Below are 24,666 nucleotides of genomic sequence, written 5' to 3'. Positions count from 1 at the left end.
CTGCGGCAGCTCCTACATTGGAATGCGTTCACTGTAGGAGCTGCCGCAGGCTGCGATCTTTTGATGTTGGCTGTCAGCCACCTTCATCGAAGTAGTTGTTGATCAACGTCACCAACGCATCCAGTGCTTCCTGTTCCTGATGCCCTTCAGTACTCAGATAGATTTTGGTGCCCTTGCCAGCCGCCAGCATCATCATCGCCATGATGCTTTTGCCGTCAACCGTGGTCTCAGGCGTGCGACCCACTCTGATCGTGCAATCCGGATACTGCCCGGCCACTCCAACAAACTTGGCCGATGCGCGGGCATGCAGGCCCAGTTTGTTGATGATTTCGATTTCCAGAGCAGGCATCGCGGTGTGAATCCTTTAAGTGAGGTCGCGGTGGCGAACCTGGACGTTCTTCAGGGTTTTCTGCAGGGCCTGACCCAGGCGTTCAGTCAGGTAGACGGAGCGGTGATGCCCGCCGGTGCAGCCAATGGCAATGGTCACGTAGGCACGGTTGCTCGCGGCAAAACGTGGCAGCCACTTGTGCAGGTAGGTGAAGATGTCCTGGAACATTTCTTCAACCTCAGGCTGCGCCTCCAGGTACTCGGCCACGGGGGCATCGAGACCGGACTGCTCGCGCAGCTCCGGCTTCCAGTACGGGTTGGGCAGGCAGCGTACGTCGAACACCAGGTCCGCATCCACCGGCATGCCGCGCTTGAAACCGAATGACTCGACCAGAAATGCCGTGCCCGGCTCCGGCTGATTCAGCAAGCGCAGCTTGATAGTGTCGCGCAACTGGTACAGGTTCAGATTGGTGGTGTTGATCTTCAGGTCGGCGAGATCGGCGATCGGGCCGAGCAGGGCAGTTTCATCGTGAATCGCTTCGGCCAGCGACCGGTTGGCATTGCTCAGCGGGTGGCGGCGGCGAGTTTCGGAGAAACGCTTGAGCAGGGTTTCTTCATCGGCATCAAGATAAAGCACATCACATTGAATATGCTTGCTGCGGGCATCTTCCAGCAGTTCGGGAAAGCGGCTCAGGTGGCTCGGCAGGTTGCGCGCGTCAATCGACACGGCAACCAGCGGTTGCGCAAGCTCCGTATGGATCAATGCGCGCTCGGCCAGCTCTGGCAGCAAGCCTGCCGGCAGATTGTCGATGCAGTAGTAACCGTTGTCCTCAAGGACATCAAGGGCGGTACTTTTACCCGAGCCGGAACGGCCGCTGACGATGATCAAGCGCATGATTACTGCCCGTTTTGCTCGTCCAGAACGACCTGGTACAAGGCTTCGTTGCTCGCGGCGCTGCGCAATTTGTCACGCACGTCCTTGCGGTCGAGCATGCTGGCGATCTGACGCAGCAACTCCAGGTGCGCATCGGTAGCGGCTTCCGGGACCAGCAAGACAAACAGCAGGTCAACCGGCGCGCCGTCAATGGCGTCGAAATCGATGGGGGCTTGAAGGTGCATCAACGCACTGATGGGCGTTTCGCAGCCTTTGAGGCGGCAGTGAGGAATGGCGATGCCGTTGCCAAAACCGGTAGAACCGAGTTTTTCACGGGCAATCAGAGCCTCGAAGACATCTTGCATCTCCAGATCCGGCACTTCGCGGGCGATCAGGTTGGCAATTTGTTCGAGGGCTTTCTTTTTACTGCCGCCCGGCACGTTCACGAGGGAACGGCCGGGGGTCAGGATACTTTCAAGTCGGATCATGGGGTGGGGGGTTATCGACCGGTCGCGCCCTGGAGCAGGCTCTGGGTCTTTTCCTTATGCTTTTTGAGTTGTTTATCCAGCTTGTCGGTCAAGGCGTCGATCGCCGCGTACATATCGGTATGTTCCGCGTTGGCGACCACTTCGCTGCCGGGTATATGCAAGGTGGCTTCGATTTTCTGCTTCAGCTTTTCGACGCACATCGTGACCTGCACGTTGGTGATCTTGTCGAAATGGCGCTCCAGTCGTTGGAGTTTTTCCTCGATATAGGAACGCAGAGGTTGGGTCACTTCCAGTTGGTGTCCACTGATGTTGACTTGCATACAGCTTCTCCTTCGTTGCCAGTGCATAAAGCGGCAGGCTGGATAGCCTGCCACTGGAACGCTGTAACGTGGCTTACATCAACCGCTTGCGTTCGCTCGAAGGCGCGATCCCTAAGGATTCGCGGTACTTGGCGACGGTGCGGCGAGCCACCTGAATGCCTTGTGCCTCCAGTAAACCAGCGATCTTGCTGTCACTCAACGGCTTTTTCTGATTTTCCGCGGCAACCAGTTTTTTGATGATCGCGCGAATCGCCGTGGACGAGCATTCGCCGCCTTCGGAGGTGCTGACATGGCTTGAGAAAAAGTATTTCAGCTCATAAATACCGCGCGGGGTATGCATGAATTTCTGTGTGGTCACCCGGGAAATCGTTGATTCATGCATGCCCACCGCTTCGGCAATGTCGTGCAAGACCAGCGGTTTCATGGCTTCGTCGCCGTACTCCAGAAAACCGCGCTGATGCTCGACGATCTGGGTGGCAACTTTCATCAGGGTTTCATTGCGGCTCTGCAGGCTCTTGATGAACCAGCGCGCTTCCTGCAACTGATTGCGCATGAAGGTGTTGTCGGCGCTGGTGTCGGCGCGACGGACGAATCCGGCGTATTGCGCATTGACGCGCAGGCGTGGCACCGATTCCTGATTCAGCTCGACCAGCCAGCGCTCGTTGTCCTTGCGCACGATCACGTCAGGTACAACGTACTCGGCCTCAGTGGATTCGATCTGCGAACCCGGACGCGGATTGAGGCTCTGCACCAGCTCGATGACCTGGCGCAACTCGTCTTCCTTGAGTTTCATGCGGCGCATCAACTGGCTGTAATCGCGGCTGCCAAGCAGGTCGATGTAGTCCGTGACCAGACGCTTGGCTTCTGCCAGCCATGGCGTCTTGGCCGACAACTGGCGCAATTGCAGCAACAGGCATTCGCCAAGGTTGCGCGCACCGATACCGGCCGGTTCGAATTGCTGGATGCGGTGCAGGACGGCTTCAATCTCGTCCAGCTCGATGTCCAGTTCCGGATCGAACGCTTCGAGGATTTCTTCGAGGGTTTCGTCCAGATAGCCCTGATTGTTGATGCAATCGATCAGGGTCACGGCGATCAGGCGATCGGTGTCGGACATCGGGGCGAGGTTCAGTTGCCACAACAGGTGGCTTTGCAGGCTTTCGCCAACGGAGGTGCGGGTGGTGAAATCCCACTCGTCATCGTCGCTGCTGGGCAGGCTGCTGGCGCTGGTCTGATAGACATCTTCCCAAGCGGTGTCGACCGGCAATTCGTTGGGAATGCGTTCGCTCCAATCGCCGTCTTCGAGGTTGTCGACGGTCGGCGCGGTTTCCTGGTAGGAAGGTTCCTGGATCTCGGTGGGCTTCTGTTCAGCGTTGTCGGCCAAGGGGTCGGAATTGTCGAAGTCTTCGCCTTCTTCCTGGCGTTCGAGCATCGGATTGGATTCCAGCGCCTCCTGGATTTCCTGTTGCAGATCCAGGGTCGACAATTGGAGCAGACGGATGGCCTGTTGCAGCTGCGGTGTCATCGTCAGCTGCTGGCCCATTCTCAAGACTAGCGATGGTTTCATGGCAGGGGCTTAACACCTTATTCGCCGGCGCTATGCGCCATCCACTACAGGGCGCCGAAGCGCCAAACTTAAGCAAATTATATGCCTGAAACTGAAGTGTTTGCCTAGAGCGCTGTAACAATTAAAGCGTATAAAAAGCTGCTTCATCGATACAGCACCCTCGCGAATCACCAGGATGCTGTAGCGCTTACAGGCGGAACTCGTGACCCAGATACACTTCCTTGACCAGATCGTTGGCCAGGATGGTTTCGGCGTCACCTTCGGCGATCAGTTGACCGTCGTTGACGATGTACGCGGTTTCGCAGATATCCAGCGTCTCACGCACGTTATGGTCGGTGATCAGTACACCGATGCCCTTGGCCTTGAGATGGTGGATGATCTGCTTGATATCGCCGACCGAGATCGGGTCGACACCGGCAAACGGTTCGTCGAGCAGGATGAATTTCGGCGCGGTGGCCAGCGCGCGGGCAATTTCCACGCGGCGGCGTTCACCACCCGACAGGCTCATGCCGAGGTTGTCGCGGATGTGGCTGATGTGGAATTCCTGCAGCAGGCTTTCCAGCTCCTTGCGACGACCGGCCTTGTCGAGTTCCTGACGGGTTTCGAGGATGGCCATGATGTTGTCGGCGACCGACAGTTTGCGGAAGATCGACGCTTCTTGCGGCAGATAGCCGATACCAGCCTTGGCACGACCGTGCATCGGCTGGTGGCTGACGTCCAGATCATCGATCAGTACGCGGCCCTGATCGGCCTGCACCAGGCCGACGATCATGTAGAAGCACGTGGTCTTGCCGGCGCCGTTGGGGCCGAGCAGGCCGACGATCTGGCCGCTGTCGATCGACAGGCTGACGTCACGCACGACCTGGCGGCTTTTATAGGCCTTGGCCAGGTGCTGAGCTTTCAGAGTTGCCATTACTGGGTTTTCTCTTCGGTTTTCTTCTTCGGCTGGATCACCATGTCGATGCGCGGACGCGCCTCGGTGACCTTGCTGCCGGTAGCGCGACCGGCGCTGGCAAGTTTTTTCACCGTGTCATAGACGATCTTCTCGCCCTGAGTGGTGTTGTTGTCTTTGTCGACAACCTTGGCCTTGTCGATCAGCACAACGCGGTTTTGCGCGGCGTGGTACTGGATCGTCACGCCCCAGCCCTGTACAGGCTTGGTGTCGCCAGCGGTCTGCAGCTGTTCGAAGTAGGCGAGGTTGCCGACCGAGGTCACCACGTCGATATCACCGGTCGGGGTACGGGTGATGGTCACGGTATTGCCGGTGACCTTCATCGAACCCTGGGTGATGATCACGTCACCTTTATAGGTAGCAACGCCGTTCTTGTCGTCCAGTTGGGCATCGTCGGCCTGAATGCGGATTGGCTGCTCTTGATCGTTCGGCAGAGCCCAGGCGCTCACGCTTCCCAGTGCTGCGCCCAGACTGAGCAAAATAGGGAGGGTTTTAACGAGCCTCATACTGTCCTCTTACGTTCGATAGCAGGTGTATCCTGCTGTCCTTCAGATACGCTTTCATTCCAACGCCAGTCGATACACCGCCAGCGCCGTCGATTCTAACGGGTTGCTCGGTCTGCGCATATTGCTCCTGCGGGAACACCGTCATGCGAGTGGAGGTGACCAGCAGATCGCGCTTCTTTTCGTCGGTGCGCTTGATGCGCACCGAGTCGATCAATTCAACCTGGGTGCCACCCGAGTTCACTTCGCCGCGTTCACTGGTCACGTGCCACGGGAAATCCGTGCCGCGGTACATGTTCAGATCAGGTTTGGTGACCAGCGTGATGTCGGTCGCCTTGACGTGCTCGGCTTTCTCGGACGTCATTTCATATTGCACTTTGCCGTCCGGCAGGTATTGCAGGGTGTGTGTGTTGGTTGCATACCAGTCGATCGGGCTTTCGGTCGACGTGACCTGCGGCTTGTCGAGGAAGCGTTCCGGGCTGATGTTCCAGTAGCCGACCGCGGCGAAAAGCGCCGCGATGCAACCGAACAGCAGGAAGTTGCGAAATTTTTTGCTAAACATGGTTTGACTCACAAGTACGCGGCATTGGCGGCATCAAGGCTGCCCTGCGCACGCAGGATCAATTCGCAGAATTCGCGGGCGGCGCCTTCGCCGCCACGGGCGCGGGTTACGCCATGGGCGTGTTCGCGGACGAAATCGGCAGCGTTGGCGACCGCCATCCCCAGGCCCACGCGGCGGATCACCGGCAGGTCAGGCAGGTCGTCACCGAGGTAGGCGACCTGTTCATAGCTTAGGCCCAGTTGTTCAAGTAGACCGTCGAGAACGACCAATTTGTCTTCGCGCCCCTGAAAAAGATGCGGGATACCCAGGTTTTTCGCCCGACGCTCAACCACCGGTGTCTTGCGGCCGCTGATAATGGCAGTTTGTACGCCCGCATTCATCAGCATCTTGATGCCTTGGCCATCAAGGGTGTTGAAGGTCTTGAATTCGCTGCCGTCTTCGAGGAAATACAGGCGCCCGTCGGTGAGGACCCCGTCGACGTCGAACACCGCCAGTTTGATCGCTTTGCCGCGTTGCAGCAGATCGTTGCTCATTTACATGACTCCTGCGCGCAGCAGATCGGAAAGGTTGAAGGCGCCAATCGGGCGATCGTCCTCGTCGACAACTACCAGTGCGTTGATTCGGTGGTCTTCCATGATTTTCAGGGCCTCGGCGGCAAGCATCTCGGGCCGGGCGGTCTTGCCGTGGGCCGTCATTACCTGGTCGATGGTGGCGCTGCGGATATCGATGCTGCGATCAAGGGTGCGGCGCAAATCGCCGTCGGTAAAGATCCCGGCCAGTTTGCCGTCGGCTTCAAGGATCGCCGTCATGCCCAGGCCCTTGCGGGTCATTTCCATCAACGCGTCCTTCAAAAGGGTACCGCGCTGCACCTGCGGCAGCTCTTGCCCGGCGTGCATGACGTTTTCAACTTTCAGCAACAGGCGGCGGCCGAGGGCCCCGCCCGGATGCGAAAACGCGAAATCTTCAGCGGTGAAACCACGCGCTTCGAGCAATGCCACGGCCAGGGCATCGCCCATGACCAGGGCTGCGGTGGTCGACGAGGTCGGTGCCAGATTCAACGGGCAAGCCTCATGCTCGACGTGAACGTTGAGATTGACTTCGGCTGCCTTGGCCAGCGGCGATTGCGGGTTACCGGTGACGCTGATCAGCTGGATGCCCAGGCGCTTGATCAGTGGCAGCAGGGTGACGATTTCGTTGGTCGAGCCAGAGTTGGAGAGGGCCAGGATCACGTCGTCGCGGGTGATCATGCCCATGTCGCCATGACTGGCTTCGGCCGGGTGAACGAAAAAAGCCGGGGTGCCGGTGCTGGCCAGGGTCGCGGCAATCTTGTTGCCGACGTGCCCGGATTTGCCCATGCCGACCACGACCACACGGCCTTTGCTGGCCAGAATCATCTCGCAAGCACGGACGAAATCGGCGTCGATATGGGGCAACAAGCCTTGTACGGCTTCCACTTCGAGTTGGATGGTGCGTTGTGCCGATTGAATCAGGTCGCTGGATTGGCTCATGTCAGAAATCGTATAGCCCGATGAAAAGGCGGCGATTATAGCGGTTATGTTGCAAAGCCTCACGCAAGATCGTCGCGCTTTGTCATTCCTCGTTACCAAATGCTTCGAAAACCTGCTGCGGGCCTGTCAAATCACTGAACATGCGCCGGCACAAGCCTTGGGCGCTTGGCGGTTGCAGTGATATAGTTCGCCGCCAGTTCGGCCTGCCCGGGATGTATGTGCTTTCCCAAGAAAGCCTGGCGTCCGAGTGAGAGGCTGCATCGCAAGGAGTTTAGATGAGTGCCGATAACGCCTACGCGGTCGAGCTGAAGGGAGTCTCCTTCAAGCGCGGTGCGCGCAGCATTTTCAATAACGTCGATATTCGCATCCCGCGCGGCAAGGTCACCGGCATCATGGGGCCTTCCGGGTGTGGCAAGACCACGCTGCTGCGGTTGATGGGCGCGCAGTTGCGTCCCACCAGCGGCGAAGTCTGGGTCAACGGTCAGAACCTGCCGAAGCTGTCGCGCAGCGATCTGTTCGATGCGCGCAAGCACATGGGTGTGCTGTTTCAGAGCGGCGCGCTGTTCACCGATCTCGATGTCTTCGAGAACGTCGCTTTCCCCCTGCGCGTTCATACCCAATTGCCGGAAGAAATGATCCGCGACATCGTCCTGCTCAAATTGCAGGCAGTCGGTCTGCGTGGCGCCATCGAATTGATGCCTGACGAACTGTCCGGCGGCATGAAACGTCGTGTCGCGCTGGCCCGGGCGATTGCGCTCGATCCGCAGATTCTCATGTACGACGAACCGTTCGTCGGCCAGGACCCGATCGCCATGGGCGTGCTGGTGCGCCTGATCCGTCTGCTCAACGATGCGCTGGGGATCACCAGTATCGTGGTCTCCCACGATCTGGCCGAAACCGCGAGCATTGCCGACTACATTTATGTCGTCGGTGATGGTCAGGTGTTGGGGCAGGGCACACCGGATGAACTGATGAACTCGGACGAGCCGCGTATCCGTCAGTTCATGACCGGCAATCCCGATGGCCCGGTGCCGTACCATTTTCCAGCGACGGATTACCGCGCAGATCTTCTGGGGAAGCGCTGATGCGCAGAATTTCATTAATAGAACGCGTTCGCCGGTTTGGCGAAGCGGCGATCGATGCCGTTGCGGTGTTCGGTCGGGCCACGCTGTTCCTGTTTCATGCCTTGCTGGGGCGTGGTGGCATCAGCGGTGGCTTCGGCCTGCTGGTCAAGCAACTGCATTCGGTCGGCGTGATGTCGCTGGTGATTATTGTCGTCTCCGGCATTTTCATCGGCATGGTCCTGGCGTTGCAGGGTTTCAGCATTCTGTCGAGCTACGGTTCGGAGCAGGCGGTAGGGCAGATGGTGGCCCTGACCTTGCTGCGTGAACTGGGGCCGGTGGTGACGGCGTTGCTGTTCGCCGGGCGTGCCGGTTCGGCGCTGACCGCCGAAATCGGCAACATGAAGTCGACTGAACAGCTTTCCAGCCTGGAAATGATCGGTGTCGACCCGCTCAAGTACATCATTGCCCCGCGCCTGTGGGCCGGTTTCATTTCCCTGCCGGTGCTGGCGATGATTTTCAGCGTGGTAGGCATCTGGGGCGGTTCGTGGGTAGCTGTCGACTGGCTGGGCGTGTATGAAGGCTCCTACTGGGCGAACATGCAGAACAGCGTGAACTTCACCAGTGATGTGCTTAACGGTGTCATCAAAAGCATCGTTTTCGCCTTCGTCGTCACCTGGATCGCCGTATTCCAAGGCTATGACTGTGAGCCCACTTCCGAGGGAATCAGTCGTGCCACCACCAAGACCGTGGTGTTTGCCTCGCTGGCAGTGCTCGGCCTGGACTTTATTCTGACCGCTTTGATGTTTGGAGATTTCTGATGCAAAACCGCACCCTGGAAATCGGTGTCGGCCTGTTCCTGCTGGCAGGGATCCTGGCTTTGTTGCTGCTTGCGTTGCGGGTCAGTGGCCTGTCTCCGACGTCGACCACTGACACCTATAAACTTTATGCCTACTTCGACAATATCGCCGGTTTGACGGTCAGAGCCAAAGTGACCATGGCCGGTGTGACCATCGGCAAGGTCACGGCGATCGATCTGGATCGCGACAGCTTCACCGGTCGGGTCACCCTGCAAGTGGATAAAAAGGTCGACAACCTGCCAACCGACTCCACAGCGTCTATCCTGACCGCTGGTCTGCTGGGCGAGAAGTACATCGGTATCAGCGTCGGTGGGGAAGACAAACCGCTGAAGGATGGCGGAACCATCCACGACACGCAGTCGTCTCTGGTACTGGAAGACCTGATCGGTAAATTCCTGCTCAATACCGTTAGCAAAGACGCCAAATGAGGAGCTTTTGAATGATCTCTATCTTGCGACGCAGCCTGTTGGTGCTGTTGGCGGCCTTGCCGTTGATGGGTAACGCCGTGGCGGCTGCGACTTCGGCACACGATCTGGTTCAGGACACAACCAACCGGTTGCTGGCCGATCTGGCGGCCAACAAAGAGAAATACAAGCAGGATCCGACTGATTTCTACGCGGCGCTCAACAGCATCGTCGGGCCGGTGGTGGACGCCGAAGGCATTTCCAAGAGCATCATGACGGTCAAGTATTCGCGCAAGGCCACGCCGGCGCAGATGCAGACCTTCCAGGAAAACTTCAAGAAAGGCCTGTTCCAGTTCTACGGCAACGCCTTGCTCGAGTACAACAACCAGGGCATTACCGTTGATCCGGCGAAGGACGAGTCGGGTGATCGCACCAGCGTCAACATGACCGTCAAGGGCAGCAACGGCGCGATCTATCCTGTGCAGTACACGCTGGAGAAGATCAATGGCGAGTGGAAACTGCGCAACGTGATCATCAACGGCATCAACATCGGCAAGCTGTTCCGTGATCAGTTCGCCGACGCGATGCAGCGTAATGGCAACGACCTGGACAAGACCATCAATGGTTGGGCCGGTGAAGTGGCCAAGGCCAAGGAATCCACCGAAAAGAACCCAGCACAATGAGTGAGGCCGCAGTTCGTATGAGTGATGTCGACGAGCTTCTGCTCAGCGGAGTGCTGGATTACCGCACCGGCCCTGACTTGCGCAAGGAAGGCCAGGCACTGATCAAGTCCAGTAAAGCGGCATCGCTGGTGATCGATTGCTCGGCGGTGAAGAAGTCCAGTAGCGTCGGCTTGTCGTTGCTGCTGTGCTTCATGCGCGATGCCAAGGCGGCCGGCAAGGCTGTCAGCATCCGCGCAATGCCCGAAGACATGCGCGAAATTGCTCAGGTCAGTGAATTGACCGAACTGTTGGCGCACCCCTGAACCCACATCTATAAAGAAGCCCCCCGTCAGAGTCCTGCCATGCGGGGTTCGCAGGCGCGGGGCTTTTTTGTATGATGTCCGACCCGTGCGCACAGGGCGCCGATTGAGGTTGAGCATGCAGGCCGTAGAAGTGAAGAGCTTCCTTGAAGGAAAGCTGCCCGGAACGTTGGTAGAAGTTGAGGGCGAAGGCTGCAATTTCCAGCTGAACGTGATTAGCGATGAACTGGCGGCGTTGAGCCCGGTGAAGCGTCAGCAGCAGGTCTATGCCCATTTGAACCCATGGATCACCGATGGCAGCATCCATGCGGTCACTATGAAATTTTTCAGCAGCGCGGCCTGGGCCGAGCGCACCTGAGCCTAAGGGCGTCGAGATTCTTATGGATAAATTGATTATTACCGGTGGCGCTCGCCTTGATGGCGAGATCCGCATTTCCGGGGCAAAGAACTCTGCCCTGCCGATCCTGGCTGCCACCCTGCTGTGTGATGGCCCGGTGACCGTTGGCAACCTGCCGCACCTGCACGACATCACTACCATGATCGAGCTGTTCGGTCGCATGGGCATTGAGCCGGTGATCGACGAGAAACTCAGCGTCGAAATCGACCCGCGCACCATCAAGACCTTGATCGCCCCGTACGAACTGGTGAAAACCATGCGTGCGTCGATCCTGGTACTGGGCCCGATGGTTGCCCGTTTCGGTGAAGCCGAAGTTGCACTGCCTGGCGGTTGCGCCATCGGTTCGCGTCCGGTCGACCTGCACATCCGTGGTCTCGAAGCCATGGGCGCGGTGATCGACGTCGAAGGCGGCTACATCAAGGCCAAGGCGCCTGAAGGTGGCCTGCGCGGTGCAAGCTTCTTCTTCGATACCGTCAGTGTGACCGGTACCGAGAACATCATGATGGCCGCTGCTCTGGCCAAGGGCCGCAGCGTGCTGCAGAACGCCGCCCGCGAGCCTGAAGTGGTTGACCTGGCGAACTTCCTCAACGCCATGGGCGCCAAGGTTTCCGGCGCCGGCACCGACACCATCACCATTGATGGCGTCGAGCGTCTGGGTTCGTGCTTCTACAAAGTCATGCCTGACCGTATTGAAACCGGCACCTACCTGGTGGCTGCTGCCGTGACCGGTGGCCGCGTCAAGGTCAAGGACACCGATCCGACCATCCTCGAAGCCGTTCTGGAAAAACTCCGTGAAGCCGGCGCAGAAATCACCTGCGGTGAAGACTGGATCGAGCTGAACATGCACGGCAAGCGTCCGAAGGCAGTGAACGTGCGCACCGCGCCGTACCCGGCTTTCCCGACTGACATGCAGGCGCAGTTCATCTCGCTCAACGCCATTGCCGAAGGCACCGGTGCGGTGATCGAGACGATCTTCGAAAACCGTTTCATGCACGTGTACGAACTGCACCGCATGGGCGCCAAGATCCAGGTCGAAGGCAACACTGCCATCGTCACCGGTACTGAAGTCCTGAAAGGCGCGCCAGTCATGGCCACCGACCTGCGAGCTTCGGCCAGCCTGGTGATCTCGGCACTGGTTGCCGAAGGTGACACGCTGATCGACCGCATCTACCACATCGACCGTGGTTACGAGTGCATCGAAGAAAAACTGCAGATGCTGGGCGCCAAGATCCGTCGCGTACCGGGCTAACAGCTGCATGTGGACACAGGGACGTGTCCGTTGAATTCGTTTTGAGTCGAGCCGGTTTCCGGCTCGATGTGTGTCCGGCGCCGATTGCGACCGGACATGAGTACCTTGATAAGGACTGACGTTTCCCATGTTGACCATCGCACTGTCCAAGGGCCGCATCCTTGACGACACCCTGCCGCTTCTTGCTGAAGCGGGCATCGTGCCGACCGAGAATCCGGACAAGAGCCGCAAGCTGATTATTCCTACGACTCAGCCAGACGTACGTCTGCTGATCGTGCGCGCCACTGACGTGCCGACCTATGTCGAGCATGGCGCGGCCGACCTCGGCGTCGCTGGTAAAGACGTGCTGATGGAATACACCGGCCAGGGTCTCTATGAGCCACTGGACCTGCAGATCGCCCAGTGCAAGCTGATGACCGCCGGCAAGATCGGTGCGCCAGAGCCCAAGGGCCGTCTGCGCGTGGCGACCAAGTTCGTCAACGTTGCCAAGCGTTACTACGCTGAGCAGGGCCGTCAGGTCGACATCATCAAGCTCTATGGCTCGATGGAACTGGCGCCGCTGATCGGTCTGGCGGACAAGATCATCGACGTGGTCGACACCGGCAACACTTTGCGCGCCAACGGCCTGGAGCCTCAGGAACTGATCGCCACGATCAGCTCGCGCCTGGTGGTCAACAAGGCTTCGATGAAAATGCAACACGCCCGAATCCAGGCGTTGATCGACACCCTGCGCAACGCAGTGGAGTCTCGACACCGCGGCTGATTTACCTGCGCGACCCCAGGTCGCGCCGTCTATCCGCCTCATAGCCAGAATTCTCAGGTGCCTAAGCGGATCGAATGATAGTTTCGGGCGCCTGAGTTTTTTGCCATTCCTATGAGGCTCTCGCTATGACCGCAACGACTGCAATTCGCCGACTCAACGCTGCTGACCCGGATTTCGCGCATCATCTGGATCATCTGCTGAGCTGGGAAAGTGTGTCTGACGACTCGGTCAATCAGCGGGTGCTGGACATCATCAAGGCTGTGCGCGAACGCGGTGACGCGGCGCTGGTCGAGTTCACCCAGAAGTTCGACGGCCTCGAAGTCGCTTCGATGGCTGACCTGATCCTGCCGCGCGAGCGCCTGGAACTGGCGCTGACGCGCATCACCGTGCCGCAGCGCGAAGCACTGGAAAAAGCCGCCGCCCGTGTGCGCAGCTACCACGAAAAACAGAAGCAGGATTCCTGGAGCTACACCGAGGCTGACGGCACCGTGCTGGGCCAGAAGGTCACGCCCCTGGATCGCGCCGGTCTGTATGTGCCGGGCGGCAAGGCGTCGTATCCTTCGTCGGTATTGATGAACGCGATTCCGGCCAAAGTCGCCGGCGTGACCGAAGTGGTCATGGTCGTGCCGACCCCGCGCGGTGAAATCAACGAGTTGGTGTTGGCGGCTGCGTGCATCGCTGGCGTCGACCGCGTGTTCACCATCGGCGGCGCGCAAGCCGTTGCTGCCTTGGCTTATGGCACCGAAAGCGTGCCGAAAGTCGACAAAGTGGTTGGCCCGGGCAACATTTATGTCGCCACGGCCAAGCGCCACGTGTTCGGTCAGGTTGGCATCGACATGATCGCCGGCCCTTCGGAAATCCTCGTGGTGTGCGACGGCCAGACCGATCCGGACTGGATCGCCATGGATCTGTTCTCGCAAGCCGAGCACGACGAAGACGCGCAGGCGATTCTGGTCAGCCCGGACGCCGAGTTCCTCGACAAGGTCGCCGCCAGCATCGACAAACTGCTGCCGACCATGGATCGCGCGACCATCATCGAAACCTCGATCAATGGCCGTGGTGCGTTGATTCACGTGAAGGACATGGCCCAAGCCATCGAAGTCGCCAACCGCATCGCCCCTGAGCACCTGGAATTGTCGGTTGCTGATCCGCAAGCCTGGCTGCCGCAGATCCGCCACGCCGGCGCGATCTTTATGGGCCGTCACACTTCCGAAGCGCTGGGCGACTACTGCGCGGGCCCGAACCACGTATTGCCGACCTCCGGCACCGCGCGGTTTTCGTCGCCGCTGGGCGTGTATGACTTCCAGAAACGTTCGTCGATCATCTTCTGCTCCGAGGCCGGTGCCTCCGAGCTGGGTAAAACTGCCTCCGTGCTGGCCCGTGGCGAATCGCTGAGCGCTCACGCGCGCAGCGCCGAATACCGCATCAAAGACGCAGACTTTCTTCAAGGGCAGGGGGAATAAAGCATGAGTAAATTCTGGAGCCCGTTCGTCAAGGATCTGGTGCCATACGTGCCGGGCGAACAGCCGAAGCTGACCAAACTGGTCAAGCTCAACACCAACGAAAACCCGTACGGCCCATCGCCAAAAGCCTTGGCGGCCATGCAGGTCGAGCTGAATGACAACCTGCGCTTGTACCCCGATCCGAACAGCGATCTGCTGAAAACTGCAGTCGCCAACTACTACGGCGTACAGAGCAATCAAGTGTTTCTCGGTAACGGTTCGGACGAAGTGCTCGCGCACATTTTCCACGGTTTGTTGCAGCATGATCAGCCGTTGCTGTTCCCGGACATCAGCTACAGCTTCTATCCGGTTTACTGCGGGTTGTACGGCATCAAGTTTGATGCGGTGCCGCTGGACGCACAGTTCCAGATCGACCCGGCCGACTACGCCAAGCCGAACGGCGGGATTATTTTCCCTAACCCGAACGCCCCGACCGGGTGCCTGCTGGCGCTGGACGCGGTTGAACAAATCCTCAAGGCCAGCCCGGATTCAGTCGTGGTGGTGGATGAGGCGTATATCGACTTCGGCGGCGAGACGGCGATCAGTCTGGTCGATCGTTATCCGAACCTGCTGGTGACGCAGACCCTGTCCAAATCGCGCTCGCTGGCCGGTTTGCGCGTGGGTCTGGCGGTCGGGCATCCGGACTTGATCGAGGCGCTGGAGCGAATCAAGAACAGCTTCAACTCTTATCCGCTGGATCGTCTGGCGATTGTCGGTGCTGCTGCCGCGTTCGAAGATCGCGAGTATTTCGACAAGACCTGCCGTCTGGTGATCGAGAGCCGCGAGTGGGTGATCGCGCAGTTGCAGGCCAAGGGTTTTGAAGTGCTGCCGTCGGCGGCGAACTTCATCTTCGCCCGGCATCCGCAGCATGATGCGGCGGGGCTGGCGGCGAAATTGCGCGAGCAGGGCGTGATTGTGCGTCACTTCAAGCAGGAGCGGATTGCGCAGTTTCTGCGGATCTCGATTGGCACGCCGGAGCAGAATCAGGCGCTGATCGACGGCCTGGGCGAGCTTTAAACCACCGCTGCACCCTGTAGGAGTGAGCCTGCTCGCGATGCGTTTCAGCATTCAACATGTGAGTTGAATGACACACCGCAATCGCGAGCAGGCTCACTCCTACAGGGGATTTGTGGTGATTACTCGTGATGCGGTTCGCCAAGGAAGGTCAGTGAGCTGAACAAGCCACGACTGTTCACATCAGCACTGTCCTTGACCGGCACCTCAACCTGCGCCGCAATCACATTCAACCCTTCATTTCGCACCAGCACCCGCGCGCGGCCATCCTTGTCGGTCTCGGTGCTCAGGGTGTTCGGCGCACTGCGATAGTCGCCAATCAACTTCACCCCGGCCGCCGGTTTGCCATCGAGCAACACCCGCACCGGCAACGATTTTCCCGGTCCCACGGTCAGCGGATCGACCTCCGGCAAAATCAACAACTTGATCTGATCAAGCTTCGGCAACTTCGCCCCCGGCTGGTAAATCGCCAGGCTGTATTTGAATGTCTCGGTTGCCTCAATAGCGCCCGGTACTTTGCTGCGGCCTTCGTTGACCCACTTTTTGTCGGCAGTCTGCGACCACATGCCGTTATTCAGCGCCACGGCCAACACCGCAGGCGACTTCAGCGGCTGCAAACGTGCGTGATCGGCGAGTCGTTCAACGCTCACCGGAATCATCTTGCCGCCCGCATCGTAGGCCCAGGCGCCGCTGATTTTCTGCGCCTTGAACGCATTATCCTCGGCGCCATGGCCGTAGATCACTTCGATATTGCCGCGCCGTTGTTCGGTCCACAGGCCATGAGCCGAAACCTGGCCGGCGAACAGCGCGGCGATGAGCACGAGGGTTTTGCCGTATTGCATGGTGACGTCCTTTTACAGATTGAGTGTCAGGCTGACGGTGAAATTGCGCGGCTCGCCGGGGTTAACCCAATAGTTGCTGTACGAGCGCTCGTAATACTTTTCGTCGAAGAGGTTGTTCAGGTTCAGGCCGACGGTGACGTTGTCGCTGGACTTGTAGTGGGCCAGCAGATCGACGGTGTGATAGGCCGGCAATTCAAAATCGCTGCCGGATTCACCGGAACGGTCGCCGACATAAGTGAACGCCGCGCCGACGTCAGAGCCGCGCAAACGGCCATCCTGAAATTCATAAACCCCGAGCAGACTGCCGCTGCGTTTGGCCACGCCGAGGATGCGGCTGCCGGTGGGAATCACCGCGTCACCCTGAGTGACTTCGGCGTCGATCCAGGCGAAGGCGCCGATCACCCGCACGGCGTCGGTGACTTGTCCGGTGACCTGCCAATCGAAACCGCGACTGCGCGCCTTGCCCATTGCACGGCTGGTGTCGGTGCCCGGATCGAGGGCGAGAACGTTTTCCTTGTCGATGTGGAAAAAGGCGAGGGTGCTGCTCAGGCGTTCGTCGAACAGCTCGTTCTTGATGCCGACTTCGTAGCCGACGCCTTCTTCCGGGTCGAAAGATTTGCCGGAGGCGTCGAGGCCATTGTTCGGTTTGAACGAGGTCGAGGCGTTGGCGAACAGACCGGTTTGCGGCGTCAGTTGATAGAGCAGGCCGGCGCGTTGGGTGAGGGCGTCATGCCGTTGGTCGCTGGTGGCGTTGCGGCTGTGATCGTCGATGTGTTGATCGAAATGTTCAAAGCGCGCGCCGATCATCCCGCGCAGTTTGTCAGTGAAGATGATTTGATCCTGCAGGTTCAGCGCATGACTTTCGACGTGTTCGAACGTATCCGTGCCCGAGCGTGCACCATTGGGTTTCGGCTGGCCGTAGATCGGGTTGTAGATGTCGATCGCGTAGGGGCCGCCAGCAATCGTGGTGACGCGCTCGTTCTTGCGGAAGTTCTCGTACTCGGTGCCGATCAGCAGTTCGTGCTGCCAAGGGCCAAGGTCGAACAGGCCACGCAGCTCAAGCTGGGTGATGCTGTCGTGCCAGTTGGTGTCGCGCTCGCGATAGCGGCGGTTGACGGTGTGGCCGTCGGCGTTCAGCGCACGGGCTTCCGAGGCGAAACCCCAGAGTTTGCCGTCCTTGTAATGACTGGCCAGGCGCAACTTCCAGCTGTCGTTGAGGTGATGCTCGAGGGTCGCTTGCAGCAGGTTGTTGTGGTTATCGATGTTGCCGTCGTTGGGTTCGCCGAGGAAGGTCGAGCGCGAGACGCCACTCCATGTGTTGTTCGGCGCGACGATGCCGCGATCGAACGTGGAGCTGTGACGGACGATTTCACTTTCCACCAGCAGCGACGTGTCCGGGTTCAATTGCCAACTGATCGAAGGGGCGACGAACACGCGCTTGCTGTCGACGTGATCGCGAAAACTGTTGTTGTCTTCGACCGCGAGGTTGATCCGCGAGAGCACATCGCCCTGATCATCCAGCGGCGTGTTGACGTCCAGCGCAGTGCGATAGCGATCCCAACTGCCGGCTCTGGTTTGCAGCGTGGTAAAGGCTTCGGGCTGCGGTTTCTTGGTGACGATGTTCACCGTGCCGCCCGGATCGCCTCGACCGTACAGGCTGGCCGCCGGGCCTTTGAGCACCTCAATGCGCTCGATGTTGGCCGCATCCGGCGTGCTCGGATAACCGCGATTGGCGCTGAAACCGTCCTTGTAGAACTCCGAGGTGGTGAAGCCGCGCACGCTGTATTCGTACAGTGTCAGGCCGCCGAAGTTGTTTTGTTTCGACACGCCGCCGGCAAAATCCAATGCGCGCTCGACGCTGGTACTGCCCAGATCCTTGAGCACGCTGGCGGGCACCACGCTGATCGCCTGCGGGATATCGCGGATTGCCGTGTCGGTTTTGGTCGCACTGGACGAACGCGTGGCGCGGTAACCCTTTATCGGGCCGGTCGGCGATTCGTAGTCGGAGACGACGCTGATGGCGTCGAGTTCGAGGGCGGTGGGTTCTTCGGCAAAGGCTGGATCAACCAGCAAACCGAGGCTCAGGCCGAGCAGGGAGGCCTTTGTTCGAGACGACATGTTATGTTGTTCCAATTGGCGTAATTGAAACAATATAACATGCCTTTTGAGAAAGTCTCTTATTCACTCCGCTGGCATGGCAGCGAGGCGAGACTTCAACCGGCTTTCAGGTCGAACGTACCCTCGAACTTCGTACCTTCCTTCGTCTCGAAACTGTAGGAGCCTTTCGCCGCGTTGAGATAATTCGAGAAGGTCACGTTCAGTTCTCCCTTATCCGCAACATGCGTCATCCCCTCCCGATCGCTGTAACTCCACGTCATATAAGGATCGGAAAAGTCCTTCTTGTAATGTGCCTTATGGCTTCCGTCCGTAGAGCGAGCCGGGTAACCAAAATCGATCATGTGATAGGTTTCATAATCGCCCCCTACCATTAGACCTCCCTTGTCATTACCGAAATCGTGCAGATCAACGGAGGTGAACTTGTGCTCCTTTCCGCCATTTTGTTTAACCGTAATAAAACCTGACCCCTTACGCTTCAAGCCTTTCGTTGCTTCTCGAATGTCCATTTTCAGCCTCATGTTTTGATTATTTGGTTTTGACGGCATCAGCGTAAAACTCAAGGGGCTGTCGGCGACACTGTCGGATATGACAGTTTTTTAGTTTTATTGGCTATTAGGGCTATCGCTGCAGGTTTCAGCGATTGACGTTCTGACGGGCAAAAAAAACGCGATGTATGAAATACATCGCGTTCTTCCAGCAGCGGCAGTTGCCGTCACGGGCGGTGGGGCAGGTTACTTTTTAATTCTCTTCTTTTTCCTGCACCGGCGTCGGCGGCGGACGCAGGCCGATTTCAGCCGAGAGCTTCAGCTCCTTGCCGTTACGCATCACCTGAATCGTCACCTTGTCAGTCGGTTTGATCCGCGCGACCTGGTTCATCGAGCGACGACCATCACCCGCCGGTTCGCCATCAATACTCAAAATCACGTCACCCAATTGCAGGCCGGCCTTCTGTGCCGGGCCGTCGCGGAAGATCCCCGCGACGACAATCCCCGGGCGCCCGGACAGGCCAAACGACTCGGCCAGTTCCTGGGTCAGTGGCTGCACTTCAATGCCCAGCCAGCCACGGATCACCTGACCGTGCTCGATGATCGACTTCATCACTTCCATCGCCAGTTTCACCGGGATGGCAAAACCGATGCCCTGCGAGCCGCCAGACTTGGAGAAAATCGCCGTGTTGATGCCCGTCAGGTTGCCGTTGGCATCGACCAGCGCACCACCGGAGTTGCCCGGGTTGATCGCCGCGTCGGTCTGGATGAAGTCCTCGTAGTTGTTCAGGCCCAACTGGTTACGCCCGGTGGCGCTGATGATGCCCATGGTCACGGTCTGGCCGACGCCGAACGGGTTACCGATGGCCAGCGCGACGTCGCCGATGCGGATGTTGTCGGAGCGACCGACGGTGATGGCTGGCAGGCTTTTCAGGTCGATCTTGAGGACGGCCAGATCGGTTTCCGGGTCGCTGCCGATCACCCGGGCGAGGGTTTCGCGACCGTCCTTCAAGGCGACGACAATTTGGTCGGCGCCGCTGGTCACGTGGTTGTTGGTCAGAATGTAGCCTTCCGGGCTCATGATCACGCCGGAGCCGAGGCTTGATTCCATGCGTTTCTGCTTGGGCGAGTTGTCCCCGAAGAAACGGCGGAACTGCGGATCCTCAAACAACGGATGCGCCGGTTTATTGATGACTTTGGTGGTGTACAGGTTGACCACCGAGGGCGCCGCGATGGTCACCGCATCGGCATAGGACACCGGCCCCTGCTGCACGCTGGTGGTTTGCGGGGCCTGTTGCAGGTTGACGTCGAGGCTCGGCAGCCCGACCCACTGCGGGTAACGCTGAATAATCAACAGAGCGATAAGCACACCGGCCAACAACGGCCAGCCCATAAAACGCAGCGCCTTGAACATTAAGCACGTCCTGGAAAAGTTGCAGGCGGGGTCAGACCGCCCATAATGTCGCGCATTATACGAGGCCGCGCGTGCCTCGGAACGGGATATTTAGGAGTCTTTCATGGCCGTTGCCCTCAGCACCCTCGTCGAAGAAGCCGACCGTTACCTTGGCAGTGCGAAAATTGCCGATTATTGCCCCAACGGTTTGCAGGTCGAAGGTCAGCCGCAGGTGATGCGCATTGTCAGCGGCGTGACCGCCAGCCAGGCCTTGCTGGACGCTGCCGTTGAAGCCGGGGCCGATCTGGTGCTGGTGCATCATGGTTACTTCTGGAAGGGCGAAAACCCGTGCATCACCGGCATGAAACAGCGTCGATTGAAAACCTTGCTTAAGCACGATATCAGTCTGCTCGCCTACCACTTGCCGCTTGATCTGCACCCGGAGGTCGGCAATAACGTGCAGCTCGCTCGTCAGTTGGACATCACCGTCGAAGGGCCGCTGGATCCGGATAACTTGAAAATCGTCGGCCTGGTCGGCTCCCTGAAGGAGCCGATGACCGCACGCGATTTCGCCCGCAAGGTGCAGGACGTCATGGGCCGTGAGCCGCTGGTGATCGAGGGCAGCCCGATGATTCGGCGGGTCGGCTGGTGCACCGGCGGTGGCCAGGGTTATATCGATCATGGCGTCGCGGCGGGCGTCGATTTATTCCTCAGTGGCGAGGCGTCCGAGCAGACTTTCCACAGTGCTCGCGAAAACGACATCAGCTTCATCGCCGCCGGCCACCACGCCACCGAACGCTACGGCGTGCAGGCACTCGGTGAATACCTGGCAAAACGCTTCGCCCTCGAACACATCTTCATCGATATCCCCAATCCAATTTGACTTGCCCCCCCTGTAGGAGCTGCCGAAGGCTGCGATCTTTTGATCTGGTGTTTAAAAACAAGATCAAAGGATCGCAGCCTTCGGCAGCTCCTACAGGGGCGGGTTGGCCGAACTGTGAGGCATATTCATATGCCCTTTCGTTCTAGCCCGCGTCCTGATTAGAAGAAGGCCGCTGTGCTAGGATTCCCCGCTCGAACACGGCCCGCTGGCCGTTCATAAGAAAGTTTTCGTGAGTAGCCATGGTCGACAAACTGACGCATCTGAAACAGCTGGAGGCGGAAAGCATCCACATCATCCGCGAGGTGGCCGCCGAGTTCGATAACCCGGTGATGCTGTACTCCATCGGTAAAGACTCCGCCGTGATGCTGCATCTGGCACGCAAGGCGTTCTTCCCGGGCAAGCTGCCGTTTCCGGTGATGCACGTCGACACCCGCTGGAAATTCCAGGAGATGTACAAGTTCCGCGACAAGATGGTCGAAGAACTGGGCCTGGACCTGATCACCCACATCAACCCCGATGGCGTGGCGCAGAACATCAACCCGTTCACCCACGGCAGCGCCAAGCACACCGACATCATGAAAACCGAGGGCTTGAAACAGGCACTCGACAAGCATGGTTTCGACGCAGCCTTCGGCGGCGCCCGTCGCGATGAAGAGAAATCCCGCGCCAAAGAGCGCGTGTACTCGTTCCGCGACAGCAAGCACCGCTGGGACCCGAAAAACCAGCGTCCGGAGCTGTGGAACGTCTACAACGGCAAGGTCAACAAGGGCGAATCCATCCGTGTGTTCCCGTTGTCGAACTGGACCGAACTGGATATCTGGCAGTACATCTACCTCGAAGGCATCCCGATTGTGCCGCTGTACTTCGCCGCCGAACGCGAAGTGATCGAGAAGAACGGCACGCTGATCATGATCGACGACGAGCGCATCCTCGAGCACCTGTCCGACGAAGACAAAGCGCGCATCGTCAAAAAGAAAGTGCGTTTCCGTACCCTAGGCTGCTACCCGTTGACGGGCGCCGTGGAGTCCGAAGCCGAAACGCTGACGGACATCATCCAGGAAATGCTCCTGACGCGAACTTCCGAGCGCCAGGGCCGAGTCATCGACCACGATGGCGCCGGCTCGATGGAAGACAAAAAACGTCAGGGGTACTTTTAAGCTTCGAGTTACAAGCGGCAAGCTGCAAGTTAAAGGCGTTATGCGTAACTTTACGGTTTGGCGCTTGCGGCCGGTTGTTGCGAGCCGGAATCGGATGACTCGTAATGGATTTCGAGAAACTGGTTGTTTGGCAGCGAAGCAAATGCTTGGCGGTGGGGATTTTTAGAGAGTTTGCGCGATGCGGGGATTTTGGATTCAAGGATCAGATCACCCGCACTGCAATGTCAGTGCCTTCCAATATTGCTGAAGGCATGGAGCGTCGGAGTTGCAAAGAAAAGGTGCACTTTCTTTGGATTGCGAAGGCTTCTTGCGGAGAGTTGCGAACCCAGATCCTGATAGGCCGAGATATCGCTTACATCGCAGAACCGCTGGCTGAAAATTGGATTATGGAAACCCGTGAGCTTTCTAGAATGCTGGGCGGGTTGATCAACAAAATTTCTGACTAGCTGTACGCCGACAAGCTTGCCGCTTGAAGCTTACAGCTCGGAGCTTGAATGCAATGAGCCACGTATCTGATTTGATCAGCGAGGACATCCTCGCCTACCTGGGCCAGCACGAACGTAAAGAGCTGCTGCGCTTTTTGACTTGCGGTAACGTCGATGACGGCAAGAGCACCCTGATCGGGCGCCTGCTGCACGACTCGAAAATGATCTACGAAGATCACCTCGAAGCGATTACCCGCGATTCGAAGAAAGTCGGCACCACCGGTGACGACATCGACCTGGCATTGCTGGTCGACGGTCTGCAGGCCGAGCGTGAGCAGGGCATCACCATTGATGTCGCTTACCGTTATTTCTCCACGGCCAAACGCAAATTCATCATCGCCGATACGCCTGGCCATGAGCAGTACACCCGCAACATGGCCACCGGTGCCTCCACCTGTGACCTGGCGATCATCCTCGTCGACGCGCGTTACGGCGTGCAGACCCAGACCCGTCGTCACAGCTTCATCGCCTCCCTGCTGGGGATCAAACACATCGTTGTCGCCATCAACAAGATGGACTTGAAAGACTTCGATGAAGGCGTGTTCGAGTCGATCAAGGCCGACTACCTGAAGTTCGCCGAAGGCTTGAAGATGAAGCCGACCAGCATGCACTTCGTGCCGATGTCTGCCCTCAAGGGCGACAACGTGGTGAACAAGTCCGAGCGCTCGCCTTGGTACAAGGGCCAGTCGCTGATGGAGATTCTCGAGACCGTAGAAGTTGCGGGCGACCGCAACTTCACCGATCTGCGTTTCCCGGTGCAGTACGTCAACCGTCCGAACCTGAACTTCCGTGGTTTCGCCGGCACGCTGGCCAGTGGCATCGTGCACAAGGGTGACGAAGTCGTGGTGCTGCCGTCGGGCAAGAGCAGCCGGGTGAAATCCATCGTCACTTTCGAAGGTGAGCTGGAACACGCCGGTCCAGGTCAGGCAGTGACGCTGACCATGGAAGACGAAATCGACATCTCCCGTGGCGACCTGTTGGTGCATGCCGACAACGTGCCGCCGGTCACCGACAGCTTCGAAGCGATGCTGGTGTGGATGGCTGAAGAGCCGATGCTGCCGGGCAAGAAATACGACATCAAACGCGCTACCAGTTACGTGCCGGGCTCGATTGCCAGCATCGTTAACAAGGTCGACGTGAACACCCTGGAAGAAGGCCCTGCGAGCGCGTTGCAGCTCAACGAAATCGGCAAGGTGAAGATTGCGCTCGATGCGCCAATCGCCCTCGACGGTTACGAAAGCAACCGCACCACCGGCGCGTTCATCATCATCGACCGTTTGACCAACGGCACCGTTGGCGCTGGCATGATCGTCGCGCAGCCAGTGACGCATGGCACTGCCACGCACCACGGCAAACTGGCGCACGTTGCGACTGAAGAACGTGCTCAGCGCTTTGGCCAGCAACCGGCGACCGTGCTGTTCAGCGGTCTGTCGGGCGCGGGCAAGAGCACGCTGGCCTATGCGGTCGAGCGCAAGCTGTTCGACATGGGCCGTGCGGTGTTTGTGCTGGATGGCCAGAACCTGCGTCAGGACTTGAACAAAGGCCTGCCGCAGGATCGCGCCGGGCGTACCGAGAACTGGCGTCGTGCCGCACACGTGGCGCGTCAGTTCAACGAAGCGGGTCTGCTGACCCTGGCCTCGTTCGTGGCACCAAGCGCTGAAGGGCGTGAACAGGCCAAGGACCTGATCGGCAAGGATCGCCTGCTGACCGTCTACGTACAGGCCTCGCCGGCCGTCTGCGCCGAGCGTGATCCGCAAGGTCTGTATGCCGCCGCTGGCGACAACATCCCGGGCGAATCCTTCCCGTACGACGTGCCGCTGAATGCCGATCTGGTGATCGACACGCAGACGCTGAGTGTGGAAGAAAGCGTCAAGCAAGTGCTGGATCTGCTGCGTCAGCGTGGCGCGATCTAAGCGTTAGCCTGAAAAACAAAACCCGCTGATGAGAGATCATCGGCGGGTTTTTTGTTGCCT

The 24,666-nt window shown here is 58.7% G+C and carries 28 protein-coding genes; 14 read left to right on the top strand and 14 right to left on the bottom strand.

Annotation, left to right across the window (positions count from 1 at the left end):
• Positions 1-73: 73 nt before the first annotated feature.
• From EJA70_RS21050 to EJA70_RS21005, 10 genes are all read right to left on the bottom strand, one after another.
• On the bottom strand, positions 74-349 hold the full coding sequence (locus EJA70_RS21050) for an HPr family phosphocarrier protein (RefSeq protein WP_150604414.1): 276 nt from the start codon (positions 347-349) through the stop codon (positions 74-76).
• 15 nt (positions 350-364) lie between these two features.
• On the bottom strand, positions 365-1,222 hold the full coding sequence (rapZ, locus tag EJA70_RS21045; RefSeq protein ID WP_158833215.1) for an RNase adapter RapZ: 858 nt from the start codon (positions 1,220-1,222) through the stop codon (positions 365-367).
• A 2-nt stretch (positions 1,223-1,224) separates the two neighbouring features.
• Complete coding sequence (gene ptsN / locus EJA70_RS21040; RefSeq protein WP_008085075.1) at positions 1,225-1,689, bottom strand: PTS IIA-like nitrogen regulatory protein PtsN; 465 nt, start codon at positions 1,687-1,689, stop codon at positions 1,225-1,227.
• An 11-nt stretch (positions 1,690-1,700) separates the two neighbouring features.
• Positions 1,701-2,009, bottom strand: a complete 309-nt coding sequence (hpf, locus tag EJA70_RS21035) for a ribosome hibernation-promoting factor, HPF/YfiA family (RefSeq protein WP_008085073.1) — start codon at positions 2,007-2,009, stop codon at positions 1,701-1,703.
• Between the two features lie 73 nt (positions 2,010-2,082).
• Positions 2,083-3,573, bottom strand: coding sequence for an RNA polymerase factor sigma-54 (locus EJA70_RS21030; protein ID WP_158833213.1), 1,491 nt, complete (start codon positions 3,571-3,573; stop codon positions 2,083-2,085).
• Between the two features lie 187 nt (positions 3,574-3,760).
• On the bottom strand, positions 3,761-4,486 hold the full coding sequence (lptB, locus tag EJA70_RS21025) for an LPS export ABC transporter ATP-binding protein (protein WP_008085069.1): 726 nt from the start codon (positions 4,484-4,486) through the stop codon (positions 3,761-3,763).
• On the bottom strand, positions 4,486-5,031 hold the full coding sequence (lptA, locus tag EJA70_RS21020; protein ID WP_008085067.1) for a lipopolysaccharide transport periplasmic protein LptA: 546 nt from the start codon (positions 5,029-5,031) through the stop codon (positions 4,486-4,488). Before lptA ends, lptB begins: the two co-directional genes overlap by 1 nt.
• Positions 5,018-5,590 (bottom strand): LPS export ABC transporter periplasmic protein LptC, encoded by a 573-nt coding sequence (lptC, locus tag EJA70_RS21015; RefSeq protein ID WP_008085064.1) that lies wholly within the window; start codon positions 5,588-5,590, stop codon positions 5,018-5,020. Before lptC ends, lptA begins: the two co-directional genes overlap by 14 nt.
• An 8-nt stretch (positions 5,591-5,598) precedes the next feature.
• Positions 5,599-6,123, bottom strand: a complete 525-nt coding sequence (locus EJA70_RS21010; protein ID WP_122595145.1) for an HAD family hydrolase — start codon at positions 6,121-6,123, stop codon at positions 5,599-5,601.
• Entirely contained in the window at positions 6,124-7,098 is a 975-nt protein-coding gene (locus tag EJA70_RS21005; protein ID WP_008085060.1) for a KpsF/GutQ family sugar-phosphate isomerase, read from the bottom strand.
• Positions 7,099-7,373: 275 nt separating this feature from the next.
• Between EJA70_RS21005 and EJA70_RS21000 the strand changes: the two genes are divergently transcribed.
• The 10 genes from EJA70_RS21000 to hisC all read left to right on the top strand — a co-directional run bounded on the left by EJA70_RS21000 (position 7,374) and on the right by hisC (position 15,333).
• Positions 7,374-8,183, top strand: a complete 810-nt coding sequence (locus EJA70_RS21000; protein ID WP_008085058.1) for an ATP-binding cassette domain-containing protein — start codon at positions 7,374-7,376, stop codon at positions 8,181-8,183.
• Positions 8,183-8,980: a lipid asymmetry maintenance ABC transporter permease subunit MlaE gene (mlaE, locus tag EJA70_RS20995; RefSeq protein WP_003221704.1), complete on the top strand. Its 798-nt coding sequence runs from the start codon at positions 8,183-8,185 to the stop codon at positions 8,978-8,980. Before EJA70_RS21000 ends, mlaE begins: the two co-directional genes overlap by 1 nt.
• Entirely contained in the window at positions 8,980-9,447 is a 468-nt protein-coding gene (gene mlaD / locus EJA70_RS20990) for an outer membrane lipid asymmetry maintenance protein MlaD (RefSeq protein ID WP_007912400.1), read from the top strand. Before mlaE ends, mlaD begins: the two co-directional genes overlap by 1 nt.
• 11 nt (positions 9,448-9,458) lie before the next feature.
• The gene (locus EJA70_RS20985; protein ID WP_008085055.1) at positions 9,459-10,106 is read left to right on the top strand and encodes a phospholipid-binding protein MlaC; all 648 of its coding nucleotides are present in this window, start codon (positions 9,459-9,461) and stop codon (positions 10,104-10,106) included.
• Positions 10,103-10,408 carry a lipid asymmetry maintenance protein MlaB gene (locus EJA70_RS20980; protein WP_045123231.1) on the top strand — a complete coding sequence of 102 codons (306 nt, stop codon included), beginning with the start codon at positions 10,103-10,105 and terminating at the stop codon, positions 10,406-10,408. The genes EJA70_RS20985 and EJA70_RS20980 overlap by 4 nt, the downstream gene beginning before the upstream one ends.
• A gap of 115 nt (positions 10,409-10,523) precedes the next feature.
• Positions 10,524-10,763, top strand: a complete 240-nt coding sequence (locus tag EJA70_RS20975; RefSeq protein ID WP_008085051.1) for a BolA family protein — start codon at positions 10,524-10,526, stop codon at positions 10,761-10,763.
• 22 nt (positions 10,764-10,785) lie between these two features.
• Positions 10,786-12,051: a UDP-N-acetylglucosamine 1-carboxyvinyltransferase gene (gene murA, locus EJA70_RS20970; protein ID WP_008085049.1), complete on the top strand. Its 1,266-nt coding sequence runs from the start codon at positions 10,786-10,788 to the stop codon at positions 12,049-12,051.
• 127 nt (positions 12,052-12,178) lie between these two features.
• Entirely contained in the window at positions 12,179-12,814 is a 636-nt protein-coding gene (hisG, locus tag EJA70_RS20965; RefSeq protein WP_053117119.1) for an ATP phosphoribosyltransferase, read from the top strand.
• Between the two features lie 125 nt (positions 12,815-12,939).
• The gene (gene hisD, locus EJA70_RS20960) at positions 12,940-14,277 is read left to right on the top strand and encodes a histidinol dehydrogenase (RefSeq protein ID WP_158833211.1); all 1,338 of its coding nucleotides are present in this window, start codon (positions 12,940-12,942) and stop codon (positions 14,275-14,277) included.
• 3 nt (positions 14,278-14,280) lie between these two features.
• Positions 14,281-15,333, top strand: a complete 1,053-nt coding sequence (gene hisC / locus EJA70_RS20955; protein WP_158833209.1) for a histidinol-phosphate transaminase — start codon at positions 14,281-14,283, stop codon at positions 15,331-15,333.
• A gap of 119 nt (positions 15,334-15,452) precedes the next feature.
• Here hisC and EJA70_RS20950 read toward each other — a convergent pair whose 3' ends face one another.
• The 4 genes from EJA70_RS20950 to algW all read right to left on the bottom strand — a co-directional run bounded on the left by EJA70_RS20950 (position 15,453) and on the right by algW (position 20,189).
• On the bottom strand, positions 15,453-16,172 hold the full coding sequence (locus tag EJA70_RS20950) for a DUF4198 domain-containing protein (protein ID WP_158833207.1): 720 nt from the start codon (positions 16,170-16,172) through the stop codon (positions 15,453-15,455).
• A 12-nt stretch (positions 16,173-16,184) separates the two neighbouring features.
• Entirely contained in the window at positions 16,185-18,290 is a 2,106-nt protein-coding gene (locus EJA70_RS20945) for a TonB-dependent siderophore receptor (protein ID WP_158833205.1), read from the bottom strand.
• Positions 18,291-18,385: 95 nt separating this feature from the next.
• Positions 18,386-18,796, bottom strand: a complete 411-nt coding sequence (locus tag EJA70_RS20940; protein ID WP_158833203.1) for a hypothetical protein — start codon at positions 18,794-18,796, stop codon at positions 18,386-18,388.
• A gap of 232 nt (positions 18,797-19,028) precedes the next feature.
• Positions 19,029-20,189 carry a Do family serine endopeptidase AlgW gene (gene algW / locus EJA70_RS20935; RefSeq protein ID WP_158833201.1) on the bottom strand — a complete coding sequence of 387 codons (1,161 nt, stop codon included), beginning with the start codon at positions 20,187-20,189 and terminating at the stop codon, positions 19,029-19,031.
• 103 nt (positions 20,190-20,292) lie between these two features.
• Between algW and EJA70_RS20930 the strand changes: the two genes are divergently transcribed.
• From EJA70_RS20930 to cysN, 4 genes are all read left to right on the top strand, one after another.
• A complete protein-coding gene (locus EJA70_RS20930; protein ID WP_158833199.1) occupies positions 20,293-21,051 on the top strand; it encodes a Nif3-like dinuclear metal center hexameric protein in 759 nt (252 codons plus the stop codon).
• Between the two features lie 239 nt (positions 21,052-21,290).
• The gene (cysD, locus tag EJA70_RS20925; protein WP_008085033.1) at positions 21,291-22,208 is read left to right on the top strand and encodes a sulfate adenylyltransferase subunit CysD; all 918 of its coding nucleotides are present in this window, start codon (positions 21,291-21,293) and stop codon (positions 22,206-22,208) included.
• A 104-nt stretch (positions 22,209-22,312) separates the two neighbouring features.
• Entirely contained in the window at positions 22,313-22,654 is a 342-nt protein-coding gene (locus tag EJA70_RS20920) for a four helix bundle protein (RefSeq protein ID WP_158833197.1), read from the top strand.
• 53 nt (positions 22,655-22,707) lie between these two features.
• Positions 22,708-24,606, top strand: coding sequence for a sulfate adenylyltransferase subunit CysN (gene cysN / locus EJA70_RS20915; RefSeq protein ID WP_034154495.1), 1,899 nt, complete (start codon positions 22,708-22,710; stop codon positions 24,604-24,606).
• Positions 24,607-24,666: the final 60 nt, after the last annotated feature.

The sequence above is a fragment of the Pseudomonas sp. PB103 genome (assembly GCF_009764635.1).
GTDB lineage: Bacteria > Pseudomonadota > Gammaproteobacteria > Pseudomonadales > Pseudomonadaceae > Aquipseudomonas.
Note: the sequence above shows the minus strand (reverse complement) of the source record. Positions and strands in the feature narration are given on the sequence as shown.

Excerpts from the sequence above, each read along its gene's own strand:
- hisD (WP_158833211.1), top strand. The coding sequence starts at position 12,940 with ATGACCGCAACGACTGCAATTCGCCGACTCAACGCTGCTGACCCGGAT.
- EJA70_RS20930 (WP_158833199.1), top strand. The coding sequence starts at position 20,293 with ATGGCCGTTGCCCTCAGCACCCTCGTCGAAGAAGCCGACCGTTACCTT.
- hisC (WP_158833209.1), top strand. The coding sequence starts at position 14,281 with ATGAGTAAATTCTGGAGCCCGTTCGTCAAGGATCTGGTGCCATACGTG.
- algW (WP_158833201.1), bottom strand. The coding sequence starts at position 20,189 with ATGTTCAAGGCGCTGCGTTTTATGGGCTGGCCGTTGTTGGCCGGTGTG.
- cysD (WP_008085033.1), top strand. The coding sequence starts at position 21,291 with ATGGTCGACAAACTGACGCATCTGAAACAGCTGGAGGCGGAAAGCATC.
- EJA70_RS20945 (WP_158833205.1), bottom strand. The coding sequence starts at position 18,290 with ATGTCGTCTCGAACAAAGGCCTCCCTGCTCGGCCTGAGCCTCGGTTTG.
- lptC (WP_008085064.1), bottom strand. The coding sequence starts at position 5,590 with ATGTTTAGCAAAAAATTTCGCAACTTCCTGCTGTTCGGTTGCATCGCG.
- EJA70_RS20975 (WP_008085051.1), top strand. The coding sequence starts at position 10,524 with ATGCAGGCCGTAGAAGTGAAGAGCTTCCTTGAAGGAAAGCTGCCCGGA.
- EJA70_RS21050 (WP_150604414.1), bottom strand. The coding sequence starts at position 349 with ATGCCTGCTCTGGAAATCGAAATCATCAACAAACTGGGCCTGCATGCC.
- EJA70_RS21030 (WP_158833213.1), bottom strand. The coding sequence starts at position 3,573 with ATGAAACCATCGCTAGTCTTGAGAATGGGCCAGCAGCTGACGATGACA.
- ptsN (WP_008085075.1), bottom strand. The coding sequence starts at position 1,689 with ATGATCCGACTTGAAAGTATCCTGACCCCCGGCCGTTCCCTCGTGAAC.
- EJA70_RS20940 (WP_158833203.1), bottom strand. The coding sequence starts at position 18,796 with ATGGACATTCGAGAAGCAACGAAAGGCTTGAAGCGTAAGGGGTCAGGT.
- EJA70_RS20980 (WP_045123231.1), top strand. The coding sequence starts at position 10,103 with ATGAGTGAGGCCGCAGTTCGTATGAGTGATGTCGACGAGCTTCTGCTC.
- hpf (WP_008085073.1), bottom strand. The coding sequence starts at position 2,009 with ATGCAAGTCAACATCAGTGGACACCAACTGGAAGTGACCCAACCTCTG.
- EJA70_RS21000 (WP_008085058.1), top strand. The coding sequence starts at position 7,374 with ATGAGTGCCGATAACGCCTACGCGGTCGAGCTGAAGGGAGTCTCCTTC.
- hisG (WP_053117119.1), top strand. The coding sequence starts at position 12,179 with ATGTTGACCATCGCACTGTCCAAGGGCCGCATCCTTGACGACACCCTG.
- EJA70_RS21010 (WP_122595145.1), bottom strand. The coding sequence starts at position 6,123 with ATGAGCAACGATCTGCTGCAACGCGGCAAAGCGATCAAACTGGCGGTG.
- lptB (WP_008085069.1), bottom strand. The coding sequence starts at position 4,486 with ATGGCAACTCTGAAAGCTCAGCACCTGGCCAAGGCCTATAAAAGCCGC.
- mlaD (WP_007912400.1), top strand. The coding sequence starts at position 8,980 with ATGCAAAACCGCACCCTGGAAATCGGTGTCGGCCTGTTCCTGCTGGCA.
- murA (WP_008085049.1), top strand. The coding sequence starts at position 10,786 with ATGGATAAATTGATTATTACCGGTGGCGCTCGCCTTGATGGCGAGATC.
- mlaE (WP_003221704.1), top strand. The coding sequence starts at position 8,183 with ATGCGCAGAATTTCATTAATAGAACGCGTTCGCCGGTTTGGCGAAGCG.
- EJA70_RS21005 (WP_008085060.1), bottom strand. The coding sequence starts at position 7,098 with ATGAGCCAATCCAGCGACCTGATTCAATCGGCACAACGCACCATCCAA.
- rapZ (WP_158833215.1), bottom strand. The coding sequence starts at position 1,222 with ATGCGCTTGATCATCGTCAGCGGCCGTTCCGGCTCGGGTAAAAGTACC.
- EJA70_RS20985 (WP_008085055.1), top strand. The coding sequence starts at position 9,459 with ATGATCTCTATCTTGCGACGCAGCCTGTTGGTGCTGTTGGCGGCCTTG.
- lptA (WP_008085067.1), bottom strand. The coding sequence starts at position 5,031 with ATGAGGCTCGTTAAAACCCTCCCTATTTTGCTCAGTCTGGGCGCAGCA.
- cysN (WP_034154495.1), top strand. The coding sequence starts at position 22,708 with ATGAGCCACGTATCTGATTTGATCAGCGAGGACATCCTCGCCTACCTG.
- EJA70_RS20920 (WP_158833197.1), top strand. The coding sequence starts at position 22,313 with ATGGATTTCGAGAAACTGGTTGTTTGGCAGCGAAGCAAATGCTTGGCG.
- EJA70_RS20950 (WP_158833207.1), bottom strand. The coding sequence starts at position 16,172 with ATGCAATACGGCAAAACCCTCGTGCTCATCGCCGCGCTGTTCGCCGGC.